This is a genomic window from Rhizobium sp. 62_C5_N11_2 (assembly GCF_051811185.1).
Lineage (GTDB): Bacteria > Pseudomonadota > Alphaproteobacteria > Rhizobiales > Rhizobiaceae > Rhizobium > Rhizobium leguminosarum.
Genome location: NZ_JBPWPW010000003.1, coordinates 179,180 through 199,708 on the forward strand (window position 1 = coordinate 179,180; position 20,529 = coordinate 199,708).

Sequence of the window (20,529 nt, forward strand, 5' to 3'; positions counted from 1 at the left end):
TGGCCTATACGCGCGGCCAAGACCTTTATGAGTGCGTTTGCGGCTTTCCCGGAGCGAGCATCAGCTTATCAGCCATACGCGCGAGTTCGGGCAGGGATCTGGTGCCCATCTTCTGCATGACCTGGCTGCGGTGAACCTTCACTGTAATCTCGCTCACGCCTAGATCGCCGGCAATCTGCTTGTTGGGTCTTCCGGTCACCACCAAAGCCATCACCTCGCGCTCCCGCGGGGTCAGGCTATCGAAACGCGCGCGCACCGTCGCCAATGCCTTTTCATTTTCAAGCCACACGCGGTCGCGCGCCAAGCCGACGTTAACGGCGTCGAGCAAATCCTGATCTCGGAACGGTTTCGTCAGGAACTCGACCGCGCCCCCTTTCATCGCCTGGACGGACATGGGAATGTCGCCGTGCCCGGTGATGAAGACGATCGGCAGCTGAATATTTTCTCGCGAAAGCTCGAGTTGAAAATCAAGGCCGCTTTGCCCCGGAAGCCGGACATCGAGCACGAGACAGGTCGGTCCGTCGGGTCGCTCAGACCTGAGGAAGTCGCCCACCGAAGCGAGGAGATTGACGGCAAAGCCGACGGAACGCAGCAGACTGCCAAGCGCCTCGCGGATTTCCGGGTCATCATCGATGACAATGATGGTTGCTGGCGCCTCGGTCAATCGTCAGGGCCCTCAAGGTGAATCGACGTCTTGGGATATATACTGTCCACCCCCACCGCAGCAGCAGCGGGCAAAGCCCAACCAGCGGAGCGCCAGTCACGCGATGAGAACACTCCTCCTCTCTCCTTCGCTAGTGCCGAAGCGGCTTTTCTTCGCACACCAGAATGCGCGATAATCACCTCGGCCACAAGGCTAGATGCGGGCGGTCTCCAAAAGCGCTTGCGCGTCCTGGAGACTGCCATGGCGTGCTGATGCCGCCTACCGTCACAAGGGACGCGTGCCGCAAGTATCGGGCGGCGCTAGGCAAGCAAATCTCAAGCACTTGCGATGCTGTGCCGAGTGATCGAGCATGCTGCGTACAATCGAAAAGAAATCCTTCACCGGAATATCCAATCGGAGCACGGGCGCTTTTTGGGCAGAGACCCAGCTCGCTCCACAAGTCTTAGATACTCTATACGATCGTATAGCTTGCGCTGCCTTTGTCGCCGTTCAATACTAAAATCTTCCAGTCGAGCGCGCCACAACGCTAATTCGGCATGATGCTGATCGGCGAAGTTGGGAGGCGGCAGTGCCAACCAAGAGACCTCTGATTGCGATCGTCGACGACGACGAGTCGATGCGGGAGGCTATCAAGGGGCTCTTGAGGTCGATGGGATTTGATGCCGAAACCTTTTCATCCGCGGATGATTTCTTGAGATTCCCTCATATCCGCCGCACGGCCTGCCTCGTGACGGACATCAATATGCCCGGAATGAGCGGGCTCGATCTGCATCGCCGGCTCGTCGCGCTGGGCAAGAGCATTCCGACTGTTCTGATCACCGCCTTTCCGGAAAAGAACGTGCGCGCGTCTGCGTTGGGCGCGGACATCGTGGGCTGCCTGACAAAACCATTTGGCGAACAGGTTTTGCTCGATTGCATCAGTTCCGCGCTGGCCCTCAATAGCGGGAGGGAAAGCGGTTCATGAGGTCGCACACTTCGCAACTTGTTGAATCTGCTGACGGGTCCTGGACAGCCTCACATGTGTCGTGCCGTGATGTATAAGGGGCTCGCGGCCGGTCCGCCACCGTCGTCAAAGCCTCAATGCCGCCCTCAACGGATTCTCGCAATTGACGGCTTCGACGATACCACGACCTCTGGGCTTCGATCCGCCGCAGCAGTTGAAGGGAACTCAGGTGAGGGACGGTACCAACTAGGCGGGCGCCGGCACGCTAGGGGTCGGGGCGCATCGAATCTAGAGCCACCCTCCTGAAAATCGGACGCGACGTAATCCCGTCACCAGGGGCTTGCGTCGACGCATGATATTCCAGGGCAAACCGGTCCGATAGTTTTCGATCATCAGCATCGATGACCTGTTGTCTTGTGCGGCCTTCCGCGTGCAAGTTTACCGCCGGCGTGACAAGGCCAGCATATCATCTCTAGTAACTGGCGCTCACCTTTAGAACGTCGATGCGCATTACTTTCGGGATGCCCGACCCTAGACGACTTCGCGCAGGACCAACAGTTGAACGGGAAACCGGATAGCGATGCCGTCGCCGGAAACGACGATACCACCCTTGAGCACGATCGTCATAACGCCAGTCTTCCGGATGACCTGGCCGTTCGGCCTTTTGCCAAGCAAAAGTTGCCACTTGGCGCCTGCAATCGGACGGAAGCAGCAATCAGATGGCGCCATGGGAGGTAGCGCTGAAACTCCCGTTGCTCATCCACGCATTGTCGATCACAGTTCACGGCGACGAGAACAACGCGGGAGCGGGATACGGTTACGATGCATCCATGGAAAACGCGGTGAGATCGGAGAAAGGGAGAAAGCGATGTGGAACTGTTTGGGCCTGCTGGCGGCAGGAGCCTTTCTCCTCCAGCCATGCTCCTTCGCCAACGCCCAGGCACCGAATGCCTTGGAGAGGGTCATCGGAGACGCGCAGCCATGCAGGTCTTTGAAGGCCAAGGTGTCGAAATTCGGCATCAGCGTGGAGGTCGGCATCGACAAGCTCGATGCCGTGAAGATCGAGAACCTGGAATTGTCGGTGAATGGCGACACCGCGGAGGCGAGCGCCCGGGGCACTCTTGCTTGCAAGACCTCAGCCGAAGCGCTGGTCGAAGGAGGGTTTTCAGCAACCGCCGCGGTTCGTCTGAAGGTCGACCTGGCGACCTGCAAGATGACTGACACCTCCGTCGAGATCGTGAAGACCGGTGGCCGGTTCGGCGACATCGTCAAAGGACTGGAGACTGAAATCTCTGGCGCCCTGCGGCGAAGTTTGGAGAAGAACTTGGCCAAACTTTGCGAGAAGTGATCAGCGGATCGGCGAAAATCGGTGAGCGGTGTGCTGCTCACACTAGCGCGTGAGACGGCCAATCAGTCGCTATTGCTTGCCAGCAATAGGATGATTGGGTCCGTGCTGTACCGCGCCCGGGTAAATCCCTGCCAATCTGCCAGCATATCTAGGGAGGGCGCATCGGAAGCGACCTTGTTGAGATTTTCCTGAGTGCAATCGATAGGGTAGAGCCCTTCTGAAAGCCTTCGCCATGTGCACTCGCAATCAAGGCCGATTGCGCTTAGTGCTGTCGAATATGCTGAAATAGAGGATGCCAACATGTTGCCTGGCTCAAGGTTTCCGTGTTGTGCGAAGTAGAACTGCTTTCCGATTTGGTCGAGCTTGTCTTTGATCGTCACATTCGGTGTGAGAATTGTCGCAACCATCGCGACTTCCAAACAGTGATATCCGCCACATTGATGGTGCAACGCGATCCATTCACGTTCATCCGAAAGTGGAGGGACGGTCTGCAAGAATGCTAAGACGGGCACCACGTGTATAACCTCGCGGACATCGCTCGGAAATTGGGACAGCGGGGCGGCGTCATTCTTGAAAAACAAATCGCCTGTCTGCGAAAAGAGGCTCGACGGCAGACTGCGTACCGGCACCTTTCCCTTATCGCGAAAGCGCGAAAACACCTCTTCCGTAACGATCATGGTACCAATCTCGAATCAATACGACTGAACACATGGGAAAATATCTTGCACGCATGACGGGCTTTCGCAATGGCCCCTGAGCATCACGGGGTGTGCTTGCTACTGAAGCTCCAAGGCAAAAGCTCATTGATCCGGCGCTGTTTGTGACCGTTGACGATGGCGGTGAGTGTGCTGGCCAGATATGCGAATGGATCGATGGCATTGAGCTTGCAGGTTTATGCCGACCGGCGAACTATGCCGATTAATCAACTTTTTGCCAACGTTTCCAGCACCATAGCGGCCGCCTAGTCGGCATAGCTTAGGGTCTCTCCGTCGCAATTGTCGCGAAGGAGAGGACACATGAACGCAACTGACTATTTGAATCGCAGCGCCCTATACCGGAAGCTGGTCTACGGTCCGTATCGGGAGTTTGCGGGCGTTTACGCCGCCAAAATGTCGAACGAAGGTTTGGGGCGGCAATGCACGTGGCGGTCGCTGAGCCTGTTTCGGGATCTGATGGACTGGCATGTTGGCAATGGACATGCTCCGCAGGATTTGAATGAGGTTCACGCCGACCGCTTTCTTGAGCATCGTTTCAAACACTGGAAGCCCGACTCGGGCGATCGATCGGCGCTCCGCCGCTTGCTTTTGGCGTTACGGGAGAAAGGCTTAATACCAGCCGCGCTTCCGATTCAGCGCAGTGAGCACGAGATGATCGTCGATGTATTCGGGCAATATCTCTCGAATGAGAGAGGGCTCGCCGCCGCGACAGTGGGGAGCCACAAGCTTCTGTCGCTTCGATTTCTCCGGGAGGTGTGTCCTTTCGGCGCAGACGAGTTTGCAGCGCTCACCCCGGAGATCGTTATCGGTTATGTCGAGCGACATGCGCTCGACGGTTCCGCCGACAGTGGCAAAGCCATGTGCGGGGTTGTGCGTGCTTTCCTGCGCTATTTGCATCTGAAGGGCTTCATCTCGACGCCGCTCGCTGACTGTGTGCCGTCCATCCGCCGCTGGCGACTTGCCGGCCTTCCAACCTTCCTGCCGCCCGAGAAAGTCCAGAAGGTTCTCGATGCCTGCGATCGGACGACGGCAATGGGTCGTCGGGACTATGCGGTTCTGATGATCCTCGCCAAGCTCGGTTTGCGCGCCAGCGAAGTGGCCACCCTCAATCTTGACGATATCGACTGGCAGTCGGGCACGATCCTCGTACACGGAAAGGGACGACGACAAGCGACTATGCCGCTGCGTCACGACGTCGGAACAGCGATCGTCGCTTATATCCGGCATGGGCGCCCAGCTTCGGCATGTCGGCGAGTCTTCTTGCGAACACTTGCGCCGCATGTGGGCTTTGCCTCCGGCTGCGCCATCACGATGATCGCGAAGCAGGCACTCGAACGGGCAGGCATTGACGGCTATGCGCATCACGGTGCCCATCTTTTCCGCCACAGCCTTGCGACCGACCTTTTGCGGTCGGGCGCCAGCTTTGCCGAGATCGGTCAACTGCTCCGCCATCGAAGCATCGACAGTACAAGAATCTATGCAAAGCTCGATATTGAGAAGCTGCGGGAACTGAGCCTACCCTGGCCGGGAGGTGTCCAATGAGCCGGCTTCGCACCGCGCTTGAGCGCTACATCGGCATGCGCCAAGGGCTGGGATACAAATATGACGGTCCGGCAAAACGATTGTCGGAGTTCGTCGCTTTCATGGAAGCCCGCGGCGCCGAGACCATCACGGCGGACCTGGCAATGGAGTGGGTCACCTCGATGGGCCGGCAGCCGAGTTGGTCAATCCGACTGGCTGATGTGCGCTGCTTTGCCCAGCACCTCAGTCATTTCGATCCTTTGACGGAAGTGCCACCGAGCGACGCTGTGGCGCCGGCACGGCGGACAAAACCCTACATCTATAGTGAGGTCGAGATTCAGGCACTTCTGGCGGCAGCACTGTCGTTGCCGCCGGCCAACGCCCTGCGGCGCTGGACATATCACTGCCTGTTCGGGCTGATAGCGGTCGCCGGACTGCGCCATTCCGAAGCGCTCAGCCTGCTCCGGGCCGATGTAGATCTCGACCAGGGCGTCCTCACCATCCGAGAGACAAAGTTTGGCAAGTCACGGCTGGTGCCGCTGCATGCCACGACAATTGCTGTCCTTTCAGGCTATGCCGCCCGACGCGATGCACACCTTGGTACGCCGCGTAGTCCCTATTTCTTCGTCGCCGAACAGGGCGGCAGATTGCTGCATCAATACGTGCACCGCGTGTTCTGGCGACTATCTCGGCAAATCGGATTACGGCAGGAGGGGAAACGAGATGGCCCACGGATTCATGATCTTCGTCACCGTTTCGCCGTCCAGACCCTGATCAACTGGCATCGCGCCGGCGAAGATGTGGAACGCGAGCTGCCGGTTCTCTCGACCTTCCTCGGCCATGCGAATGTTCGCGACACCTATTGGTATCTGTCCGCCACGCCGGAACTGATGAACCATGCCGTACGGCGATTGAATAAGCGCTGGGAGGTACGGTCATGAGACGCACGAAAGACCTGGCCGTGCTGATCGAGCGGTGGTTCACAGATCGGCTCATGAAGCATCGAGGTGTAAGTTCTAACACCATCGCCTCCTATCGCGACACCTTCAGGCTCCTGTTTGCGTTCGCACAGACGCGCCTTGGGAGATCCCCATCGGAGTTGACGCTGCGGGATTTGGACGCTCCCTTCATCGGCGCATTCCTGGAGGATCTTGAGACGAAGAGATCCGCCTCGGTGCGGACCCGGAATCTCCGCCTTACAGCCATCCGCTCTTTCTTCCGATATGCGGCGTTCGAGGAGCCGGCACATAGCGCCCACATTCAGCGTGTGCTCGCGATCCCCAGCAAGCGATGTGACAAGCGGCAGCTTCAGTTTCTAACTAGGCCCGAGATTGAAGCGATCCTGGACTGCACGGATCGAAGCACGTGGCTGGGACGCCGCGACTACACTCTGCTGTTACTGGCCGCCCAAACGGGGCTGCGGGTCTCGGAGATCATCGACCTTGACCGAGATTCGGTAATGCTCGGCCGCGGTGCGCATGTGCAATGCATCGGCAAGGGCCGCAAAGAGCGAAGTACGCCGCTCACAAAGGTTGCACAGCAAGCCCTCCGTTATTGGCTCAAGGAACCAGGGAAGCGAGGCTCAACAGCCCTCTTTCCGAATACGCACGGTGGCAGGCTCAGCGCCGACGGCGTGCAGGCACTGCTGAACAAATATGTCGCCAAAGCACGTGAGCACTGCGTCTCCCTTCGCTCAAAGCGGGTGTCGCCCCATGTCTTGCGGCACTCTGCTGCCATGGAGTTGCTGCAGGCGGGCGTCGACTGCTCCGTCATTGCCCTGTGGTTGGGCCATGAAGCGATGGAAACGACGTTGACCTATCTTCATGCGCATCTCGAACTGAAGGAATCTGCACTCGCAAAGCTGAAGCCGTACGAAGGCGCCAAGGCCGAGCGATTTCGACCAAGCGACCGGCTTCTGGAATTCCTGAACACCCTCTGAGCATGAGAACTATGCCGAGTGCCAAACAACGGCGACCCGCCAAACTGGCTCGGAACGCACGGTTTGCCGTTCCTGCCAGAAGACGCACTCGGCATAGTTCGCCGGTCGGCATAAACGTGTTTATGCCGCGCGCGGCATAAGGCGGTCTCGATCAGCGAGGCAATGGTAGCCCAATTCTCCGCGCCCACGTCATGCCCGGCGAAAAGAGCATTCTTTCGATTAAGTGCTACCGGCAGAAAAAGTTGGCTGTTCAGTGATACCGTTGACGGAGCCAAGGCCAGCGCCGTGATCTACAGTTTGATGCTGACCTGCCGCGCCTGTGGCGTCGACCCGCTCACCTGGCTGCGCCAGTGCTCACTGAGTTGCCGCAGCGCGAAGAAGCAGCCGACATCGGCGACCTGCTGCCGTTCAACCTCTCCTAAACCTCTGCGGCCTAAGCCGACAGGTCACGTTGTTGGAGTGGCTCGAGCTGGGCAGCCAGGGTCTGGCTTTCGGAGGAGACACGGGTATATCCCTGGTTCTATACAGGGTTTTTACGGATTTCCTGTTTTGAGAGTATAGAGGATCATTCCATGGAGCATGCCAATTTCACCGACGAAGAAGTTAAGGCCGTGCTTGAACATTTTCAAAAGACGACGCCGTCAACCTTCAAAGAGACAAAAGCCAAATTGGTTGAACTCGGATTGGCAAGCGAAGCCGGATTGCTGAATGCCCGAGGCCAGTCGATTGTCTCTCTGCTGCAAGGCCCTGCCACTTATACGAAGGAAGAGGAAATGGCCGTAGCTCACTACAGCCACAACCCGGGCAACGTCGCCGGGCAGGGAATACTCGCCCTGGGGCTGGGCTACGTCGATAGATTTGGCATGACCGATCTTAACCTTAGAGGACGGATGATAGAGCACTGCTACCGCATGTCGATCCGATAAAAGGGGTCGGTTCCGGCTGGGGGCGAAATGACACTCTAAGCCTTTGCTCCCTTCAGCCAGAGATATTCGCCGGTCAGTAATATGTGTGCCCAACCCAGCGGAGAGATATGCGCCAATAGTTCCGGCGGAACCTCGCCCTTTGTTGAGGCCGATCTCGGCACGCCGCTGCATGTCCGTGTCGAGGATCCACTCTATGATAAAGAGTGTCCGCTCGACGCGGCCAACCACCCGCAGCGCAACCGCCAGATCGTTCTGCCGGGGATAGGATGCGAGTTTTCGGAGCAACTGGCTCGGTTTCATTTTACCGGCGGCCATCGTAGCCGCACAACGGAGAGATCCGGCCAGGTTGCAACAATCAGTTCCTGGCGGATTTTGCCACCGGTGCCGATCCGATAACAACATTCTGGAACGCGACATCAGAGTTTTTGCCACCGGAAGAAAATCGTGGCTGTTCAGCGACACCGCTGACGGAGCCAAGGCGAGCCAGTGATCTATAGTTTGATGCCGACTTGCCGCGCCTGTGGCGTCGATCCACTCACTTGGCTGCGCCATGTGCTCACCGGGTTGCCACAGCGAGGCGAAGAGGCCGACGTCGCAGCCGTCAATGCGCATGGAAAATCGCGCTTACTCTTGATCGGCGGCTCCAAAACAGGTGGATCGACGATCACCGCTGCGAACTCCACCGCATCCTCGGGTGCAGGCAGAACCAATTTGCCCTGACGCTGTCCGCCAGGTGGAAAGGTGGTTCGGCTTCAAGCCATGGCGCTCTGCGACCTCATTCACCATCGCGCCGGGCCGAAGGCTCTCCGAAACGATCTGAGCCTTGACCTCGTCCGGCCACCGCCGGTGAACCTCACGTCCAGACTTCCTGGTCGTGAGAACCTCCAATGTATTCTCCATGGAGAAACTCCCGTTGCTCGTCCATGGAAAGGCGATCACAGATCAGGGCGGCGAGGACAATGTGGGATCGGAACACCGGTTACGAAAATCGTCCCAGTTGTCTCACAAGTGTTCGATCTCGCACAGACGGCGACAGAACGGGAACTGGAGCGCAAGAGGCAGGTTCGTTTAGCGCTCGTATGTTGGATCGGGGCGGGGTTGATGGCCGTCCTTGGCGCTGCCGAGTAAATCAAACACATTCAGACAGGCCGGACTTCTCAATGACCACAGTCTTCACCGGAGCACGCGTTACGTCGGCCGTGGCGATGATCGCGCGAATGAGAGCCGGCTTCGTTTCATACAGAAGCCTATGGGACCTTTTACGGTAGAACACTCGGCATCGCCCGGCTATAAAGTTCATGCCACGTTGGCCTTTTAGCGGTAACCGATGCCCAATCCTCCCGAATCCTCAGGCGAAAGCGTTGGCAACTCGAGCACGGGTCGCAATCAGCCAGCAGATTCGGCGACGCAAGCGGCCGCCTCGGATTCGCCAGGAATCGCCCAAGGCGACAACCCGCAACTCCCCCACGGAACTTTCGTGCAAACTCGACAGGCTGCGAGCAATCTATTGCGTGCGCTGCGCCACGATTTGAAGGCAAGTTCTGCTTTGGCGAAGACCAAGACGATGGCTTCGTTTTTGAGAACGAAGCTAAGGAGGTCGATGCGGCTGGTAGCCATATCAGCTCCCGCCAAATGGATGACGACTGCTCTGGCCAAAGCCGGGCGCGGCATTCGCGATCGGGATTCCAAGCCGCGCGAAAGTCGCCGACGCCGATGGCTTCCGGCGAACTGGTGGAAATTCGCTATGGGGTCGGCCTTGCTTGTCTGCCTCCTCGTATGCAGCGTGCTGGTGTGGGCACTAAAGGACGTGCCCTGGAGCGAGATCCGTGACGGGACGTTAAAGCCTATCGTTGTGCTGGAAACCGCCGACGGTGCGCCGCTCGTAAGGCAGGGACCTTATCAAGGGCCATATGCGCAATACCACCAGTTCCCACCGCGTCTGATCGATGCCGTCCTTTCAATTGAGGACCGCCGGTTCATGGATCATTTCGGCGTCGATCCAAGAGGGATCGGAAGGGCGTTTCTCCGGAATTTGGAGGCTGGCTCGGTGGTGGAGGGGGGCAGCACGATCACCCAGCAACTCATCAAGCTCCAATACCTCGATAGCGATCGAACGATAAAGCGAAAGATACAGGAGGTTGTGATCGCAGTCTGGCTGGAGTGGAAGCTCGGCAAGCGGGAAATCCTGACGCGCTATCTCAACAGCGTCTATCTTGGCGCGGGCGCTACCGGCATGCCTGCCGCCGCGCGGATTTATTTCAACAAGGATATCGACGCCCTTAACCTGCCGGAGTCGGCGATGCTGGCGGGATTGCTGCGGGCGCCAAGTCAATGGAATCCCATCGACAATTTCGAAGGCGCCCGGCAGCGTACCATGGTCGTTCTCGACGCGATGGCGACGAATGATAAGATTACCATGCCAGAGGCAGCGGAGGCCAAGGCGAGCTTTGCCAAGCTGCATCCAACGACGCCGACGCCGCGCTCGGGAAGCTGGTTTGCCGACTGGATTTCGCCGCAAGCGAGCGAAGTCGCCGGCTCCTCGCCGGGTTCGACGACGGTGCGAACCACGCTGGTGCCGCAATTGCAGCAAATCGCCGAAAGGGTCGTGAAAAGAGCCCTGGACGGTGAAGGAACATCTGTCGGAGCATCGCAGGCCGCGTTGGTTGCGATGACCCCGGACGGCGCGGTCGTCGCGATGGTTGGCGGGCGCGACTACAAGGCGAGCCAGTTCAATCGCGCTGTCACTGCGATGCGCCAGCCGGGTTCCACCTTCAAGCTATTCGTCTATTACGCAGCATTGAAAGCTGGACTGACTTTGTCCGACCAGGTTCTGGACGCGCCAATTGACATAGACGGTTGGTCGCCAGAAAACTCCGGTGGCAACTATCGCGGTTGGGTTACGCTTGCCGAGGCGTTCGCGCGATCACTCAATGCCGCTTCAGTGGCGCTTGCCGAAGAGGTTGGTTTGGACAATGTGATTGCCGCAGCGCGTGAGCTCGGCATCGATACGCCCCTCGCCAGCACGCCGTCGTTGGCGCTCGGGACGTCCGAAGTAAATCTGCTTAACCTCACCAGCGCCTATGCGTCTGTCCAACTCGGCAGGGCACCTGTTAAACCCTGGGGCATCATCGAGTTTCAAGCGGCAGGGCAGCCCAACGTGTTTCGAGTTGGCTCACAATCAAAGCCGAATGTCGATCTTTCGCCTTACCAGTCCGATCTCCTCGGGCTCCTGCAGTTGGTTGTCGAGCGCGGCACTGGGCGTGGAGCAGACCCCGGCTCGTTTGCAGCCGGCAAGACCGGCACCAGCCAGAACAATCGCGATGCCTGGTTCGTCGGCTTCACGGAATCGCTGGTCGTCGGAGTCTGGGTTGGCAATGATGACGACACGCCGATGAAGGGGGTCACGGGCGGCGCCCTTCCAGCGCATATTTGGCGGGACTTCATGCGCCAAGCGACGGCCGAACCTACGCCGAATGGAGTGCTATCGACAGGAGCGGCAAGCGATGGTCAAGGCGCAACACAGTCCTGCAATATCACCGCCTGCTCGCGCAGTTACCGCTCCTTCCGGCCGTCCGATTGTACCTATCAGCCATATTCCGGCGGCCGACGGCTCTGCGAAAAGTGACGTGGCGCGGTCGAGGAAGGCGCGGTTGCGGGCGACGAGGCGCCGTTCAGCGGATGAAAGTCAAATCCCCGCTCGTGGCCACGAGCGTAGTTGGTCGGCACCAGCACGGATTGCCGCGAGCGCCTTCGGATTCGTGACCGGATACCCCTGTATGAACGCTTCCGCCGAGAATCCGGGGAACGGCTCCTCCAGACGAGAGACGAACCGAGCCGCCTCTTCTTCCCGGTTGAGCATCCCGGCCGCCATCGCCATGAACAGGAGCGTCGCCGGCGATCGGGGCGGAGCCTGATTGAGGGCCGCGATGCACTCCTCATAAAGGCCGGCTACGAAGCAGCAGCGGCCCAGCATGCCATAATACCAAGGGATGTTAGGGTTGAGTCGGATGGCCCGCGTGGCCAGCTCGTAGCCGTGCACTGGTTCGCCGGCGACCAACGCCACATTGCCGGCCAGCATTGCGATGGTATCGGCGTCGTGGGGAGCAGCTTTGAGGACCATCTCATGATCGCGCGAAGCGCCCTCGAAGTCACCCCGTAAAGCTCTGAACGCTGCGATACAAAGCCGTGCGACCAGATCCTGCGGATCGAGCTCCAGAGCTTTCTCGATACAGTCTTCGAAGCGCCGAACCGAGGAAACAGGGTCTTCAGAAAATCCGTTGCAGACGTCCGTGGAGTAGGCAAGGCCGAGGCCGGTCCATGCTCTTGCGAGCTTTGGATCAAGCTGGACCGCGCGCGAAAGGAACCGGATGGCTTCTGCATTGGAGGTTCGCGTGAAAAGGTCGAGGTGCTCTTCGCCGAGGAGGTAGCAGTCGTAGGCCTGCAGGCTCGCAGGCTTCTTGCGCCGGAGGACGTCGCGCCGGAAGCTTAGAAGCTTTCCGCAGCAATTCCCGAGGACGTTGACCACGCTCGCGGTGACGGCGTCCTGCAGTTCGAAGACGTTGCCGGCCGTTTCGTCGTACCGGGCACTCCACAGGCTAGCTCCGCTGGAAGCATCGACGAGTTGGACGGAAATCCTCACCCGATCTCCGGTCGCCTGCAAATTTCCTTCCACCACGTAGTCGGCCTTCAACTCCCTGCCGATCGACACGACGTCGTTCTCGCAACCCTTGTAGGCGATCATCGTCTGACGGGAGATCACGGCCAGGTCGGGATAGCGCGCAAGATCGGCGATGATGTCTGCTGCAAGTCCGATAGCGAACCTTTCCCAGAGCTCGTCCGTCGCCAGATTTGCGAAGGGAAGGATGGCGATGACCGGAGGACCGGAAGGATCTTCCGATGGAGCGGGCGAGGGCGAACGAGCGCTCTTCGTCGCTCCAGGACCTGTCGACCAATCGACCTGAAAAACGGGGATGGCGGTCGGGATATTTTTCAGGACCCGCTTGCCCATGCTGCGAACCCTGAATTCCGTTTTCGCGCCGAGCTGGTCGCGAACCGGACCGGATATACATATCGCAGACGATCCAGCAATGGACTGCAGCCGCGCAGCGACATTGACGCCGTCGCCAAGCAGATCGTCGCCCGCGATAACAACGTCTCCCAGGTTGATGCCGATGCGAAACTTCAAGCTGCCATCGGATTCGCCCTCGTCTGCCGTGAGGTCACGCTGGATCTGAACCGCGCAGCGAACGGCCTGAACCGCGCTTGAGAACTCGGCCATGACGCCGTCTCCAGCAAGACCGAAGATGCGGCCGCCGTATTGCGCGACAAGCCTGCCGATCCGCTCGCGGCTTCTGTCGAGCGCGCGTATCGTTCCCTCTTCATCCAGAGCCGTCAGCCGGCTGTAACCGACAACGTCTGCGGACATGATCGCCGCAAGCTTCCGATCCATGACGCGTCCCCACGCAGCTCATCTTCAATCTCTAATATGTGCAATCTACTATCGCCCGAAAGAGCGGTCTAGCGATCAGGAGCGTTTCACTTTGAGTCGTCCGGGAAGCCCTGCAATCGGGCGCGCATCCGGTTCGTCACGTTTCCTCGGCGTTGTCGCCATCGACGGCCTATCTGCCGAAAACTGGCCAGAAATTCTCACCAGTCTTGACCTGATGCCGCTCACCCATCGGTGATCCTCGTTCTTTATTTTCCGCTCGTCGGGTTCGCAAAATTATAGTACTTGAAAGTACCCAAAATGTCCTTATAGTTGAGTCCATTGGAGAAAAATCGGCCAATGGACTTCGCACTCCTTTTCAACCTGTTCCGGAAGCCCAAGCAGGCCAAGGTCACTGACGTCACACTCTGGCACAAGCACGAGACACTCTTTCCGGTGCCACTCGTCAACGGCGCCGCCCGAAACCCATCGGGACAAATCTGGCGCCGGCTGAACGGTGTGCAATGGGAATATAAGCAGGACCCCGAAACGATTGAAGAATTCGATGCTCGACAATATTGAGGCTTAAAGCCCTACTGTCGCACGGAACCTACGCCTCTCGACTATCCCATTATCTTTAGTGGAGAATTCCATGTCTAGGATGGTGGTTATAGGCGTGAAGGCGAAAAAGGCCTGGAGCACTTCGAGACTAAAGACGAGGCCTTCTCCGGTCACGTCTTGAGGATCCGGCAATTGATCTCGCAGTTGGCTTCGACCCAAGGAAGCAGCCTGTCAGCGATAGTCGATGCCGCAGGAGCAACGACCCGACCGGTCGGTTTTCGGGTGGGCGAAGAATTCATCCGGCGCGCCGCTCTCGACGATGGCGCCGGCATCCATGAACACCACGCGTTGCGCGCCCTCGCGGGCAAAGCCCATTTCGTGGGTCACCACCATCACCGTCATGCGTTCTTCCGCGGACAGCGACCATGTCATCGGATCGAGCACCGAGGTTGGTTCGTCGTAAACAGCCAGGCTGTGTTTCTCAAGCGGTCGAAACACCTTGGATGGGCTAGTAACCGCCCATTTCCCCGCGAACCGGGCCTATCCCCTGCGGCTGTGCGTAGGTTGTGTTGTACGATCCACTAGTTGCGCATCCTGAGAGTGTCATGAAGACGATTGCTGCTGCGGCCAAAATGTTTTTCAGAGGCACGGCGTTCTCCGATCATGGCAGGCTGCCCAGGCCTCAAGGGCCACGCCGAGGATTTTCCGTTAAATCACCTACAATGGCAAGCGCGTGGTTAGCTGGCGGTAAGTAGCGATACGGCCTCTTCAAGCGTCTACCTGACTGGATAGTCGCGCGGCGAGGCATCTTTCCCCAGCACGCTGACATAGTGGGTGCTGCTGGTGAACGCCTTGACCCAAATCCCTCGGGGGCGTGGTGGTCGGCCAGCGCAAAAGACCTGACCCGCCAGTTGACCAGCAGGAACCAACTGCTTCAGAAATCTGCCCCTCAAAATGTCCGCGGCAGTCGACGCCGCAGGAGCAACGACCCGACCGATCTGGCCTGGGGCGTCGCGCGTGCCACCCGCGACGGGGATCGATGCATCCCCGACCAGCACGTCAGATGGTGACCTTTCGCCTCAATCAGGCAAACAACGCACGAAGCTGAGCGAAAAACCCACTTGGTTTGGAGCCTGACATCTTCCGCAAACGGCGAGCGACGACTGCCGCGCTGACGCGTTCACCGAAATGGCAGAAGCAGACAAGATCATGCAATTGTTCATCGCCGAGGTCGAAGAACCGTTTGGCTTCTCCATAGCTGTCATTTTCCATTCCCGCCGCGCGCAGAATGGGATCAGCGAATGCAACGGAGATCGGCGTGCCGTCATCCCTGAGAGCAAGCCGATCGGCCATCGGCTGATATTCGGTTTCGTGAAGCGTCTTAAGAAACGGTCTCGGGCTGCCTTCGAGACTTTCGGCCCACCGTTCAAGCCGTTCGCGCCGCGTCATTTCGAGGCGCTTGCAGGTCGTGCTGACCTTTGCAATGGTTTTCAACTGATCGAGTGCGTACTGTTCCATCTCGGCCTCCTATCTCCGGAAAAATAGATGGTCCGCCTCCCAAAAATAGCGTCGCTCAGGTCTCAGCCGATGTCCAATCACGATTGAAAACGGCATCTCGTTGACGCTTCCGTAATCACTAGAGGCGCCTTTGCTTGCTGACTGGCTCTTTTCTCATAGGGTTTCTGCGCCATCTCATACCAAGGCAACCAGACAGGGTTCGGTATGGACGAGATATTCGAACAGCTTCTGCACCTTTCCTCACGCACCGAAACGCTGATTGCCGTCTACGATGGTCATGACCGGCTGCGATACGCCAACAGCGCCTTTCGTTCGGTTTATTTCATCGAGCCGGATGAAACTCCACTCTGGCCGGATCTCATGCGGCGCAATTTTGAGCTGCGGCGAGGCACAGTCATTAAGACGAGCAATTTCGACGAGTGGCTGCGGTCGACACAGTCGCGCCGTGGCAAGATCGGCTATCGAGCTTTCGAGACGGACCTGTGTGATGGCCGATGGTTTTGGATGACCGAGGCGGTCCAGAAGAACGGTTGGATGTTGTGCATTGCGAGCGACATCACCAGTTTGCGAGCGCATGGCAGGACTGTCCGGCAAGATCGCGATCAGGCGATCAAGGCGTCTTACACCGACGAACTCACCGGTGTCGCCAACCGCCGCTTTGTGATGGCCCGCGTCGACGACATGCTGGCCGCCGCCCAGCACGGAAACAACGGATGCCTTGCCGTCTTCGACATCGACAATTTCAAACACATCAATGATCGGCTTGGTCACCACGCCGGGGATGTCGTCCTGCGCGATTTTGCTCATCGCATTCATCAGAATGTTCGCCGCAACGATTGTTTTGGGCGGGTCGGCGGAGAAGAGTTCCTTCTGGTGATGCCGGCAACCGGGCCGGAAGATGCCATTGCCATGGTCGAGTGCATGCTGACGGTGATCCGCTTCTCCCGGCCTCTGCCTGAATCGCCCGACTTCAGCTACACCTGTTCTGCCGGCATCGCCACTTGTGCCCCGTCAGACAGCGCGTCGGACCTTTATCGACGCGCCGATCAAGCACTCTATGCCGCTAAGCTGAGCGGCCGGGACAGGGTGCGCGCAGCTTAGGCGCTTAGGCTTATACGGTTGAACCCCAATTTGGTGTGCCGTTTCCAGAGCAGGGACCTCGTGGTGCGCCGCAGTCGTGGCGGACGGCAATCTGGACCTCTCGCGGAGGCAGGAACCACTTTAATTCGGCCAGATTTCCTAAATCCCTGACCCGTAGAGCTCCTGGTCATCGTCGCCTTCCCAGGGGGAGGGCATCGAGGTGCGATTGAGGTTGGCCGAGGGCATCGGCATCCAACACTTCAATTCCGGCTCGGCATATTCGATGATGTGCCCGGGCGAGGAATCAGAGGCGCGCCAGCCTTCTGCACCGAACTGATCGCCATGCGACCAATAGGCGAGGTCAACTTCCGCCGGCCCCTGTTCGGACTGGCGAATCGTGACGAGGATCCGGCTACCGTCTCTCGGTGCGCTTGCCATGTCGCGCCAGCGGTCTAGGTCGTCCATCGTTTCTCCTCCTGCCTCGCTACAGGTTGCGAGTGTCGCCTCGCCATCGGAAACGGTCAATTGAAACTTTGCTGAACCGATCGCCTGTCGGATCCAAAGAGCTTCTTCTGCTCGCTCCGCAGTAAGAGCTCCGCAGAGCCCACGGCGATAGCCGCAGCGGCTCGATGGGAGCGGGATTGCGATGAGCGCGTGAACGGCGGCCAACTATCTGACCTGGCTGACTGGATAGATCCTGAAAATACCAAGGCTGTTATCAGTCGTGATCGCTGCAATACCCGCTTCATATGCGGCGCGGACGATCGCCTCATGCAATTTCTCGGGGTCGGTATCTCCGGTAAGGACCTCCAAACAGGTTCTCACCGCCGTGAGGAATTCTTCACCATCGTCAGTGGGCCATTCCTTCAGCAACAGTTGGGCAGCCTCGCGAGCGGTGCCGATCACCTTGCGATCTTTCCCTTCGTCAAAAACAAGAATTATCGTTGGGAAGCTTCTCGACATATCGAACCTCATTGTGCCTGAACTCCGCGGGGCGGCCAGTGCCAATGCCGGGCGATGGTATCGCACCGAGATCGGCCACACATGCTCGTCAACCATCAGCCAGATTGGCTTTTAGCTCACGGGCTGTCGCCTCAAGGAGTCGCTTGAATTCTTCGGAGGTCACGCCATCGGCGCGCATCACCATGGCGATCAGTGGATCGCAAAGAGCTTCGGATATCGTCAGCTCATCGTTCTTTCCGGCAGTTGCGCCAACGGAGCAACAATATCCCGACGAAAATAGCGTGTTCATGGACATACCTTGCATTCGGTGTGTTCGCAGAGAGAACGCAGCTCGGCCTGATTGCCTTTGAGGTCCAATATCCATCGGCGTCCCCGTGCGGCCGAGTGTCTCGAAAGGCATTTTTGGGCAATCCGCGACACGGCAAGGCCGGCGATAAATGCGTTCTCGGCAGCGGCCGGTGGAGCGAGAAAGCCGTCGTCGGTTGTGACCTCGGCGCAATGGCAGAGGGGAGATGCGTCCTCATGCACTGCGACCGAGGGACCTGCCATGCCATGTGCTTGGGAGCGGCCGACATGCAGATGGGGCGGCAGGCCGGCTTTCGATGCGTGGCAGGCCGTCAGGAACTCCTGGGCCGGATGAGAATCGTCGCCGGCAAGAACGACGAACGGATTGTGGGCGTAATCTGCGATCAATCGGAGCGCTGCGGCCCCTTCCGCAAATTCCGGCAGCGCGAAGGCATTGGCCGAGAAACACGCGGCCAGACAGGTCGCCAGCTTGTCCGTCTTCAGCCGGCCGAGATCAGCTTCGCTCGCCCATGGCACATGGTTCAAGTTGTTCTCGTCGATACGATCCGCATCCACGAGAAAGAAATGGCGCGCGCCGTGGGCCGCAAGCTGGATGGCAATCTGCGAGCCCAAGCCGCCGCATCCGATAATGACGAAGTCGATTTCGCGAAAACCTGCGAAGTCGCGTTGCCGATGGCGAAGAGGCGTCAGGAAGGCGTCGTCGTGATCCATTGCGGTGGAGACATATTCGTCCTCATCCGGCATATTGGAACCCTCCAACGAGACGCCGAACGCAGGCCTGGTAACATTGGGGCTCCGTTCCTCGGCAGGATCGACACTATTGCCGGTGAACAGAGCCCCTCTGCCGCCCCACCCCAGGCTGTGGGCGAAGAAGTTCGGGAAGTCGGCGGGCGCACGGATTGCCGCTGACAATCGTCTAGACCGATAATTGACCATCAGATCGCCTCCATCTCGCTGGGCGCAACTCCGCGGATCGTCGCGGCGTAGTGTACGTAATCCTCGCCCATCGCATGGTCGGGGGTCTTCGCAATCACGTGGAATTTGCCGTCGTACCAGAGGCTGACATTGTCGCCGCTGTCATCGATCTCCCGCCGGCCCATCCGAGGATCGATCGGCTCCTTGCCGCGCAGCAGCATCTGTCCGATATCCCAGGCTTGGCGATCGAGAACTCGCTGGCACTCGGCCAGATGCGCCTGCCGGTGCGCAATGGGTTCTTCGGCAAGCAACTGGCTCACGAGGAACAAGATCCGACTGCTCCAGGAAGGAATGGCGGCGATGTCTGGGAGGTCGAGGAGGACATCGCCGCCGAGACGTTCGATACCTTTCCGAGCGATGTCGATGAGCGGGACTTGCCGCGCGGCATAGGCAATTATGAATGCCGTCTTCCAGGCGCGGCGCTCAGGATCCGTCTCGGTGGATAGGCATGCCATGCGCAAGGCGCATTCCCAGGGAATGGTGTAGGCCGTATGCAGGATGCTCTCGAGCGTCTGTAGGTCCTTCTTGTATGGGGAAACATATTGGAACTCGCCAGGCAGGGATGCTGCCGCCGAGGTCGTATAAAACCCGAGCAGGATATTCCCCGCCTCATGAAGCAATTGGGCCGCTGTCGCGGCATGATCGCCGGCGCGCAATCTCTCTCTGGAAAGGACGATGAGCGCGCTGCCCGGCAATTCGTTCGAGCTCGAAAAGGAGCACTGCGGTTCGCGCCGCACGCCAACGTAAAGCGTGTGCAGGCCGGCGATCAGACGCTGATGGCCGTACTCGTCCAAGTCCGCGATTAATGCGAAGGCCTTCTCCAGATGGTCGGCGATGCGATCCAGTTCCGCATCGTCCGTGATCGGGTAGCCGGGCCGGGGATAGTCCGGCATGCATTGGCGCAGGAGGGCTTGCATGATACGGCTTCGCGCCGGACTTTCGATGTGCACAAGGCCGATGCCGCAAGAGAGCCGGCACGCTGGCTGACGTTCGAGTTCAAGATCCGATGCGATCAGATCCGGCTGCAGATAGCGGCCGACGACCTGCACATCGGGGCGGGCTGCCTGCCATTCCAGACTGCGCGCAAGTGCACCCATCCAGGCTGCAAGTACGGATGAACGGTAAGGGTCGGCGCCGACCGGTCCGGCAACCGCTGGCGGAAGCTCCGGCAGGCGCGTGTATCCGCCATCTGCAAGGTCGGGGAAATAACCTGACAATGCCTCTACCCCAGCCGAACAACCGGCGAGCTTCGAAGCCGCCGCAAGCGTGCGGCCATATTGGAAGCGTCGCTTCAAAAGGTTGCGTGTTGCTACGCGCTGCAGGGAGACGGTAGTTGCCATCAGCGGATTGCGCTTGAGCAGGAGGCGCGCCTCATCTGCCAATTGTTGTATGCGGGACGCGGACATCGGCAGCCTCCGTGAGTTTGTCTTCGGGCAGATCAAGATTGCATCTCGGGCAAAAATGCCGGAGTTCGAGACGACGTCGTCCGTCATCGGAACGTTGTGCGTCGTCTGTTGAGAGGCACTATCCTCCGAGGGCGTCATTCGCCCGCCAGTTCCGCGTTAAAAATCCGTAAAAATGACGTAAACAAAGAAAAAGCCTCCTCGATCGAGGAGGCTTGGAATTGTGGATAACGCAGCCGCG

General features: G+C 58.9%; 19 protein-coding genes and 5 pseudogenes. 11 read left to right on the plus strand and 13 right to left on the minus strand.

Annotated elements, in window-relative coordinates; genetic code table 11:
* Positions 1-25: 25 nt before the first annotated feature.
* Positions 26-664, minus strand: coding sequence for a response regulator transcription factor (locus AB8B31_RS29915; protein ID WP_018246394.1), 639 nt, complete (start codon positions 662-664; stop codon positions 26-28).
* Positions 665-1,232: 568 nt separating this feature from the next.
* Between AB8B31_RS29915 and AB8B31_RS29920 the strand changes: the two genes are divergently transcribed.
* Positions 1,233-1,628 carry a response regulator gene (locus tag AB8B31_RS29920; RefSeq protein ID WP_047617764.1) on the plus strand — a complete coding sequence of 132 codons (396 nt, stop codon included), beginning with the start codon at positions 1,233-1,235 and terminating at the stop codon, positions 1,626-1,628.
* An 847-nt stretch (positions 1,629-2,475) separates the two neighbouring features.
* A complete protein-coding gene (locus AB8B31_RS29925; RefSeq protein ID WP_439007664.1) occupies positions 2,476-2,955 on the plus strand; it encodes a hypothetical protein in 480 nt (159 codons plus the stop codon).
* 62 nt (positions 2,956-3,017) lie between these two features.
* On the opposite strand, the gene AB8B31_RS29930 is transcribed toward AB8B31_RS29925, so the two are convergent.
* On the minus strand, positions 3,018-3,632 hold the full coding sequence (locus tag AB8B31_RS29930; protein ID WP_047617722.1) for a hypothetical protein: 615 nt from the start codon (positions 3,630-3,632) through the stop codon (positions 3,018-3,020).
* 83 nt (positions 3,633-3,715) lie between these two features.
* Positions 3,716-3,847: pseudogene (locus AB8B31_RS29935) on the minus strand (transposase domain-containing protein); the annotation flags it as partial.
* A 124-nt stretch (positions 3,848-3,971) separates the two neighbouring features.
* On the opposite strand from AB8B31_RS29935, the gene AB8B31_RS29940 reads away from it, so the two are divergent.
* From AB8B31_RS29940 to AB8B31_RS29960, 5 genes and pseudogenes are all read left to right on the plus strand, one after another.
* Positions 3,972-5,213 carry a site-specific integrase gene (locus AB8B31_RS29940; RefSeq protein WP_096772357.1) on the plus strand — a complete coding sequence of 414 codons (1,242 nt, stop codon included), beginning with the start codon at positions 3,972-3,974 and terminating at the stop codon, positions 5,211-5,213.
* The gene (locus tag AB8B31_RS29945) at positions 5,210-6,133 is read left to right on the plus strand and encodes a tyrosine-type recombinase/integrase (RefSeq protein ID WP_086083856.1); all 924 of its coding nucleotides are present in this window, start codon (positions 5,210-5,212) and stop codon (positions 6,131-6,133) included. The genes AB8B31_RS29940 and AB8B31_RS29945 overlap by 4 nt, the downstream gene beginning before the upstream one ends.
* Positions 6,130-7,131 carry a tyrosine-type recombinase/integrase gene (locus AB8B31_RS29950; protein WP_096772358.1) on the plus strand — a complete coding sequence of 334 codons (1,002 nt, stop codon included), beginning with the start codon at positions 6,130-6,132 and terminating at the stop codon, positions 7,129-7,131. The genes AB8B31_RS29945 and AB8B31_RS29950 overlap by 4 nt, the downstream gene beginning before the upstream one ends.
* A gap of 216 nt (positions 7,132-7,347) precedes the next feature.
* A pseudogene (locus tag AB8B31_RS29955) lies at positions 7,348-7,553 on the plus strand (transposase domain-containing protein); the annotation flags it as partial.
* Between the two features lie 150 nt (positions 7,554-7,703).
* Positions 7,704-8,057: a hypothetical protein gene (locus AB8B31_RS29960; RefSeq protein WP_017965518.1), complete on the plus strand. Its 354-nt coding sequence runs from the start codon at positions 7,704-7,706 to the stop codon at positions 8,055-8,057.
* A 35-nt stretch (positions 8,058-8,092) separates the two neighbouring features.
* Here AB8B31_RS29960 and AB8B31_RS29965 read toward each other — a convergent pair.
* A pseudogene (locus AB8B31_RS29965) lies at positions 8,093-8,437 on the minus strand (Tn3 family transposase); the annotation flags it as partial.
* Between the two features lie 11 nt (positions 8,438-8,448).
* Between AB8B31_RS29965 and AB8B31_RS29970 the strand changes: the two are divergent.
* A pseudogene (locus AB8B31_RS29970) lies at positions 8,449-8,777 on the plus strand (transposase domain-containing protein); the annotation flags it as partial.
* Here AB8B31_RS29970 and AB8B31_RS29975 read toward each other — a convergent pair.
* Positions 8,682-8,957 carry a transposase gene (locus AB8B31_RS29975; RefSeq protein WP_439007609.1) on the minus strand — a complete coding sequence of 92 codons (276 nt, stop codon included), beginning with the start codon at positions 8,955-8,957 and terminating at the stop codon, positions 8,682-8,684. The pseudogene AB8B31_RS29970 and the gene AB8B31_RS29975 sit on opposite strands and share 96 nt — an antisense overlap.
* Positions 8,958-9,384: 427 nt before the next feature.
* Here AB8B31_RS29975 and AB8B31_RS29980 point away from each other — a divergent pair, with 427 nt between their 5' ends.
* Complete coding sequence (locus AB8B31_RS29980; protein WP_439007610.1) at positions 9,385-11,682, plus strand: PBP1A family penicillin-binding protein; 2,298 nt, start codon at positions 9,385-9,387, stop codon at positions 11,680-11,682.
* 60 nt (positions 11,683-11,742) lie between these two features.
* Here AB8B31_RS29980 and AB8B31_RS29985 read toward each other — a convergent pair whose 3' ends face one another.
* The gene (locus tag AB8B31_RS29985; RefSeq protein WP_130653681.1) at positions 11,743-13,506 is read right to left on the minus strand and encodes an adenylate/guanylate cyclase domain-containing protein; all 1,764 of its coding nucleotides are present in this window, start codon (positions 13,504-13,506) and stop codon (positions 11,743-11,745) included.
* 336 nt (positions 13,507-13,842) lie between these two features.
* Here AB8B31_RS29985 and AB8B31_RS29990 point away from each other — a divergent pair, with 336 nt between their 5' ends.
* On the plus strand, positions 13,843-14,064 hold the full coding sequence (locus tag AB8B31_RS29990; protein ID WP_130653680.1) for a hypothetical protein: 222 nt from the start codon (positions 13,843-13,845) through the stop codon (positions 14,062-14,064).
* Positions 14,065-14,274: 210 nt separating this feature from the next.
* Here AB8B31_RS29990 and AB8B31_RS29995 read toward each other — a convergent pair.
* A pseudogene (locus AB8B31_RS29995) lies at positions 14,275-14,514 on the minus strand (amino acid ABC transporter ATP-binding protein); the annotation flags it as partial.
* Between the two features lie 612 nt (positions 14,515-15,126).
* Entirely contained in the window at positions 15,127-15,561 is a 435-nt protein-coding gene (locus AB8B31_RS30000) for a hypothetical protein (protein ID WP_115156840.1), read from the minus strand.
* Between the two features lie 204 nt (positions 15,562-15,765).
* Between AB8B31_RS30000 and AB8B31_RS30005 the strand changes: the two genes are divergently transcribed.
* Positions 15,766-16,662 (plus strand): GGDEF domain-containing protein, encoded by an 897-nt coding sequence (locus AB8B31_RS30005; RefSeq protein WP_439007611.1) that lies wholly within the window; start codon positions 15,766-15,768, stop codon positions 16,660-16,662.
* Between the two features lie 138 nt (positions 16,663-16,800).
* On the opposite strand, the gene AB8B31_RS30010 is transcribed toward AB8B31_RS30005, so the two are convergent.
* From AB8B31_RS30010 to AB8B31_RS30030, 5 genes are all read right to left on the minus strand, one after another.
* On the minus strand, positions 16,801-17,106 hold the full coding sequence (locus AB8B31_RS30010; protein WP_112908576.1) for a hypothetical protein: 306 nt from the start codon (positions 17,104-17,106) through the stop codon (positions 16,801-16,803).
* Between the two features lie 204 nt (positions 17,107-17,310).
* Positions 17,311-17,616 carry a DUF982 domain-containing protein gene (locus AB8B31_RS30015; RefSeq protein WP_018448465.1) on the minus strand — a complete coding sequence of 102 codons (306 nt, stop codon included), beginning with the start codon at positions 17,614-17,616 and terminating at the stop codon, positions 17,311-17,313.
* A 76-nt stretch (positions 17,617-17,692) separates the two neighbouring features.
* Positions 17,693-17,893: a hypothetical protein gene (locus AB8B31_RS30020; protein ID WP_439007612.1), complete on the minus strand. Its 201-nt coding sequence runs from the start codon at positions 17,891-17,893 to the stop codon at positions 17,693-17,695.
* Positions 17,890-18,846: a ThiF family adenylyltransferase gene (locus AB8B31_RS30025; protein WP_439007613.1), complete on the minus strand. Its 957-nt coding sequence runs from the start codon at positions 18,844-18,846 to the stop codon at positions 17,890-17,892. Before AB8B31_RS30025 ends, AB8B31_RS30020 begins: the two co-directional genes overlap by 4 nt.
* On the minus strand, positions 18,846-20,429 hold the full coding sequence (locus AB8B31_RS30030; RefSeq protein WP_439007614.1) for an aKG-HExxH-type peptide beta-hydroxylase: 1,584 nt from the start codon (positions 20,427-20,429) through the stop codon (positions 18,846-18,848). The genes AB8B31_RS30025 and AB8B31_RS30030 overlap by 1 nt, the downstream gene beginning before the upstream one ends.
* Positions 20,430-20,529: the final 100 nt, after the last annotated feature.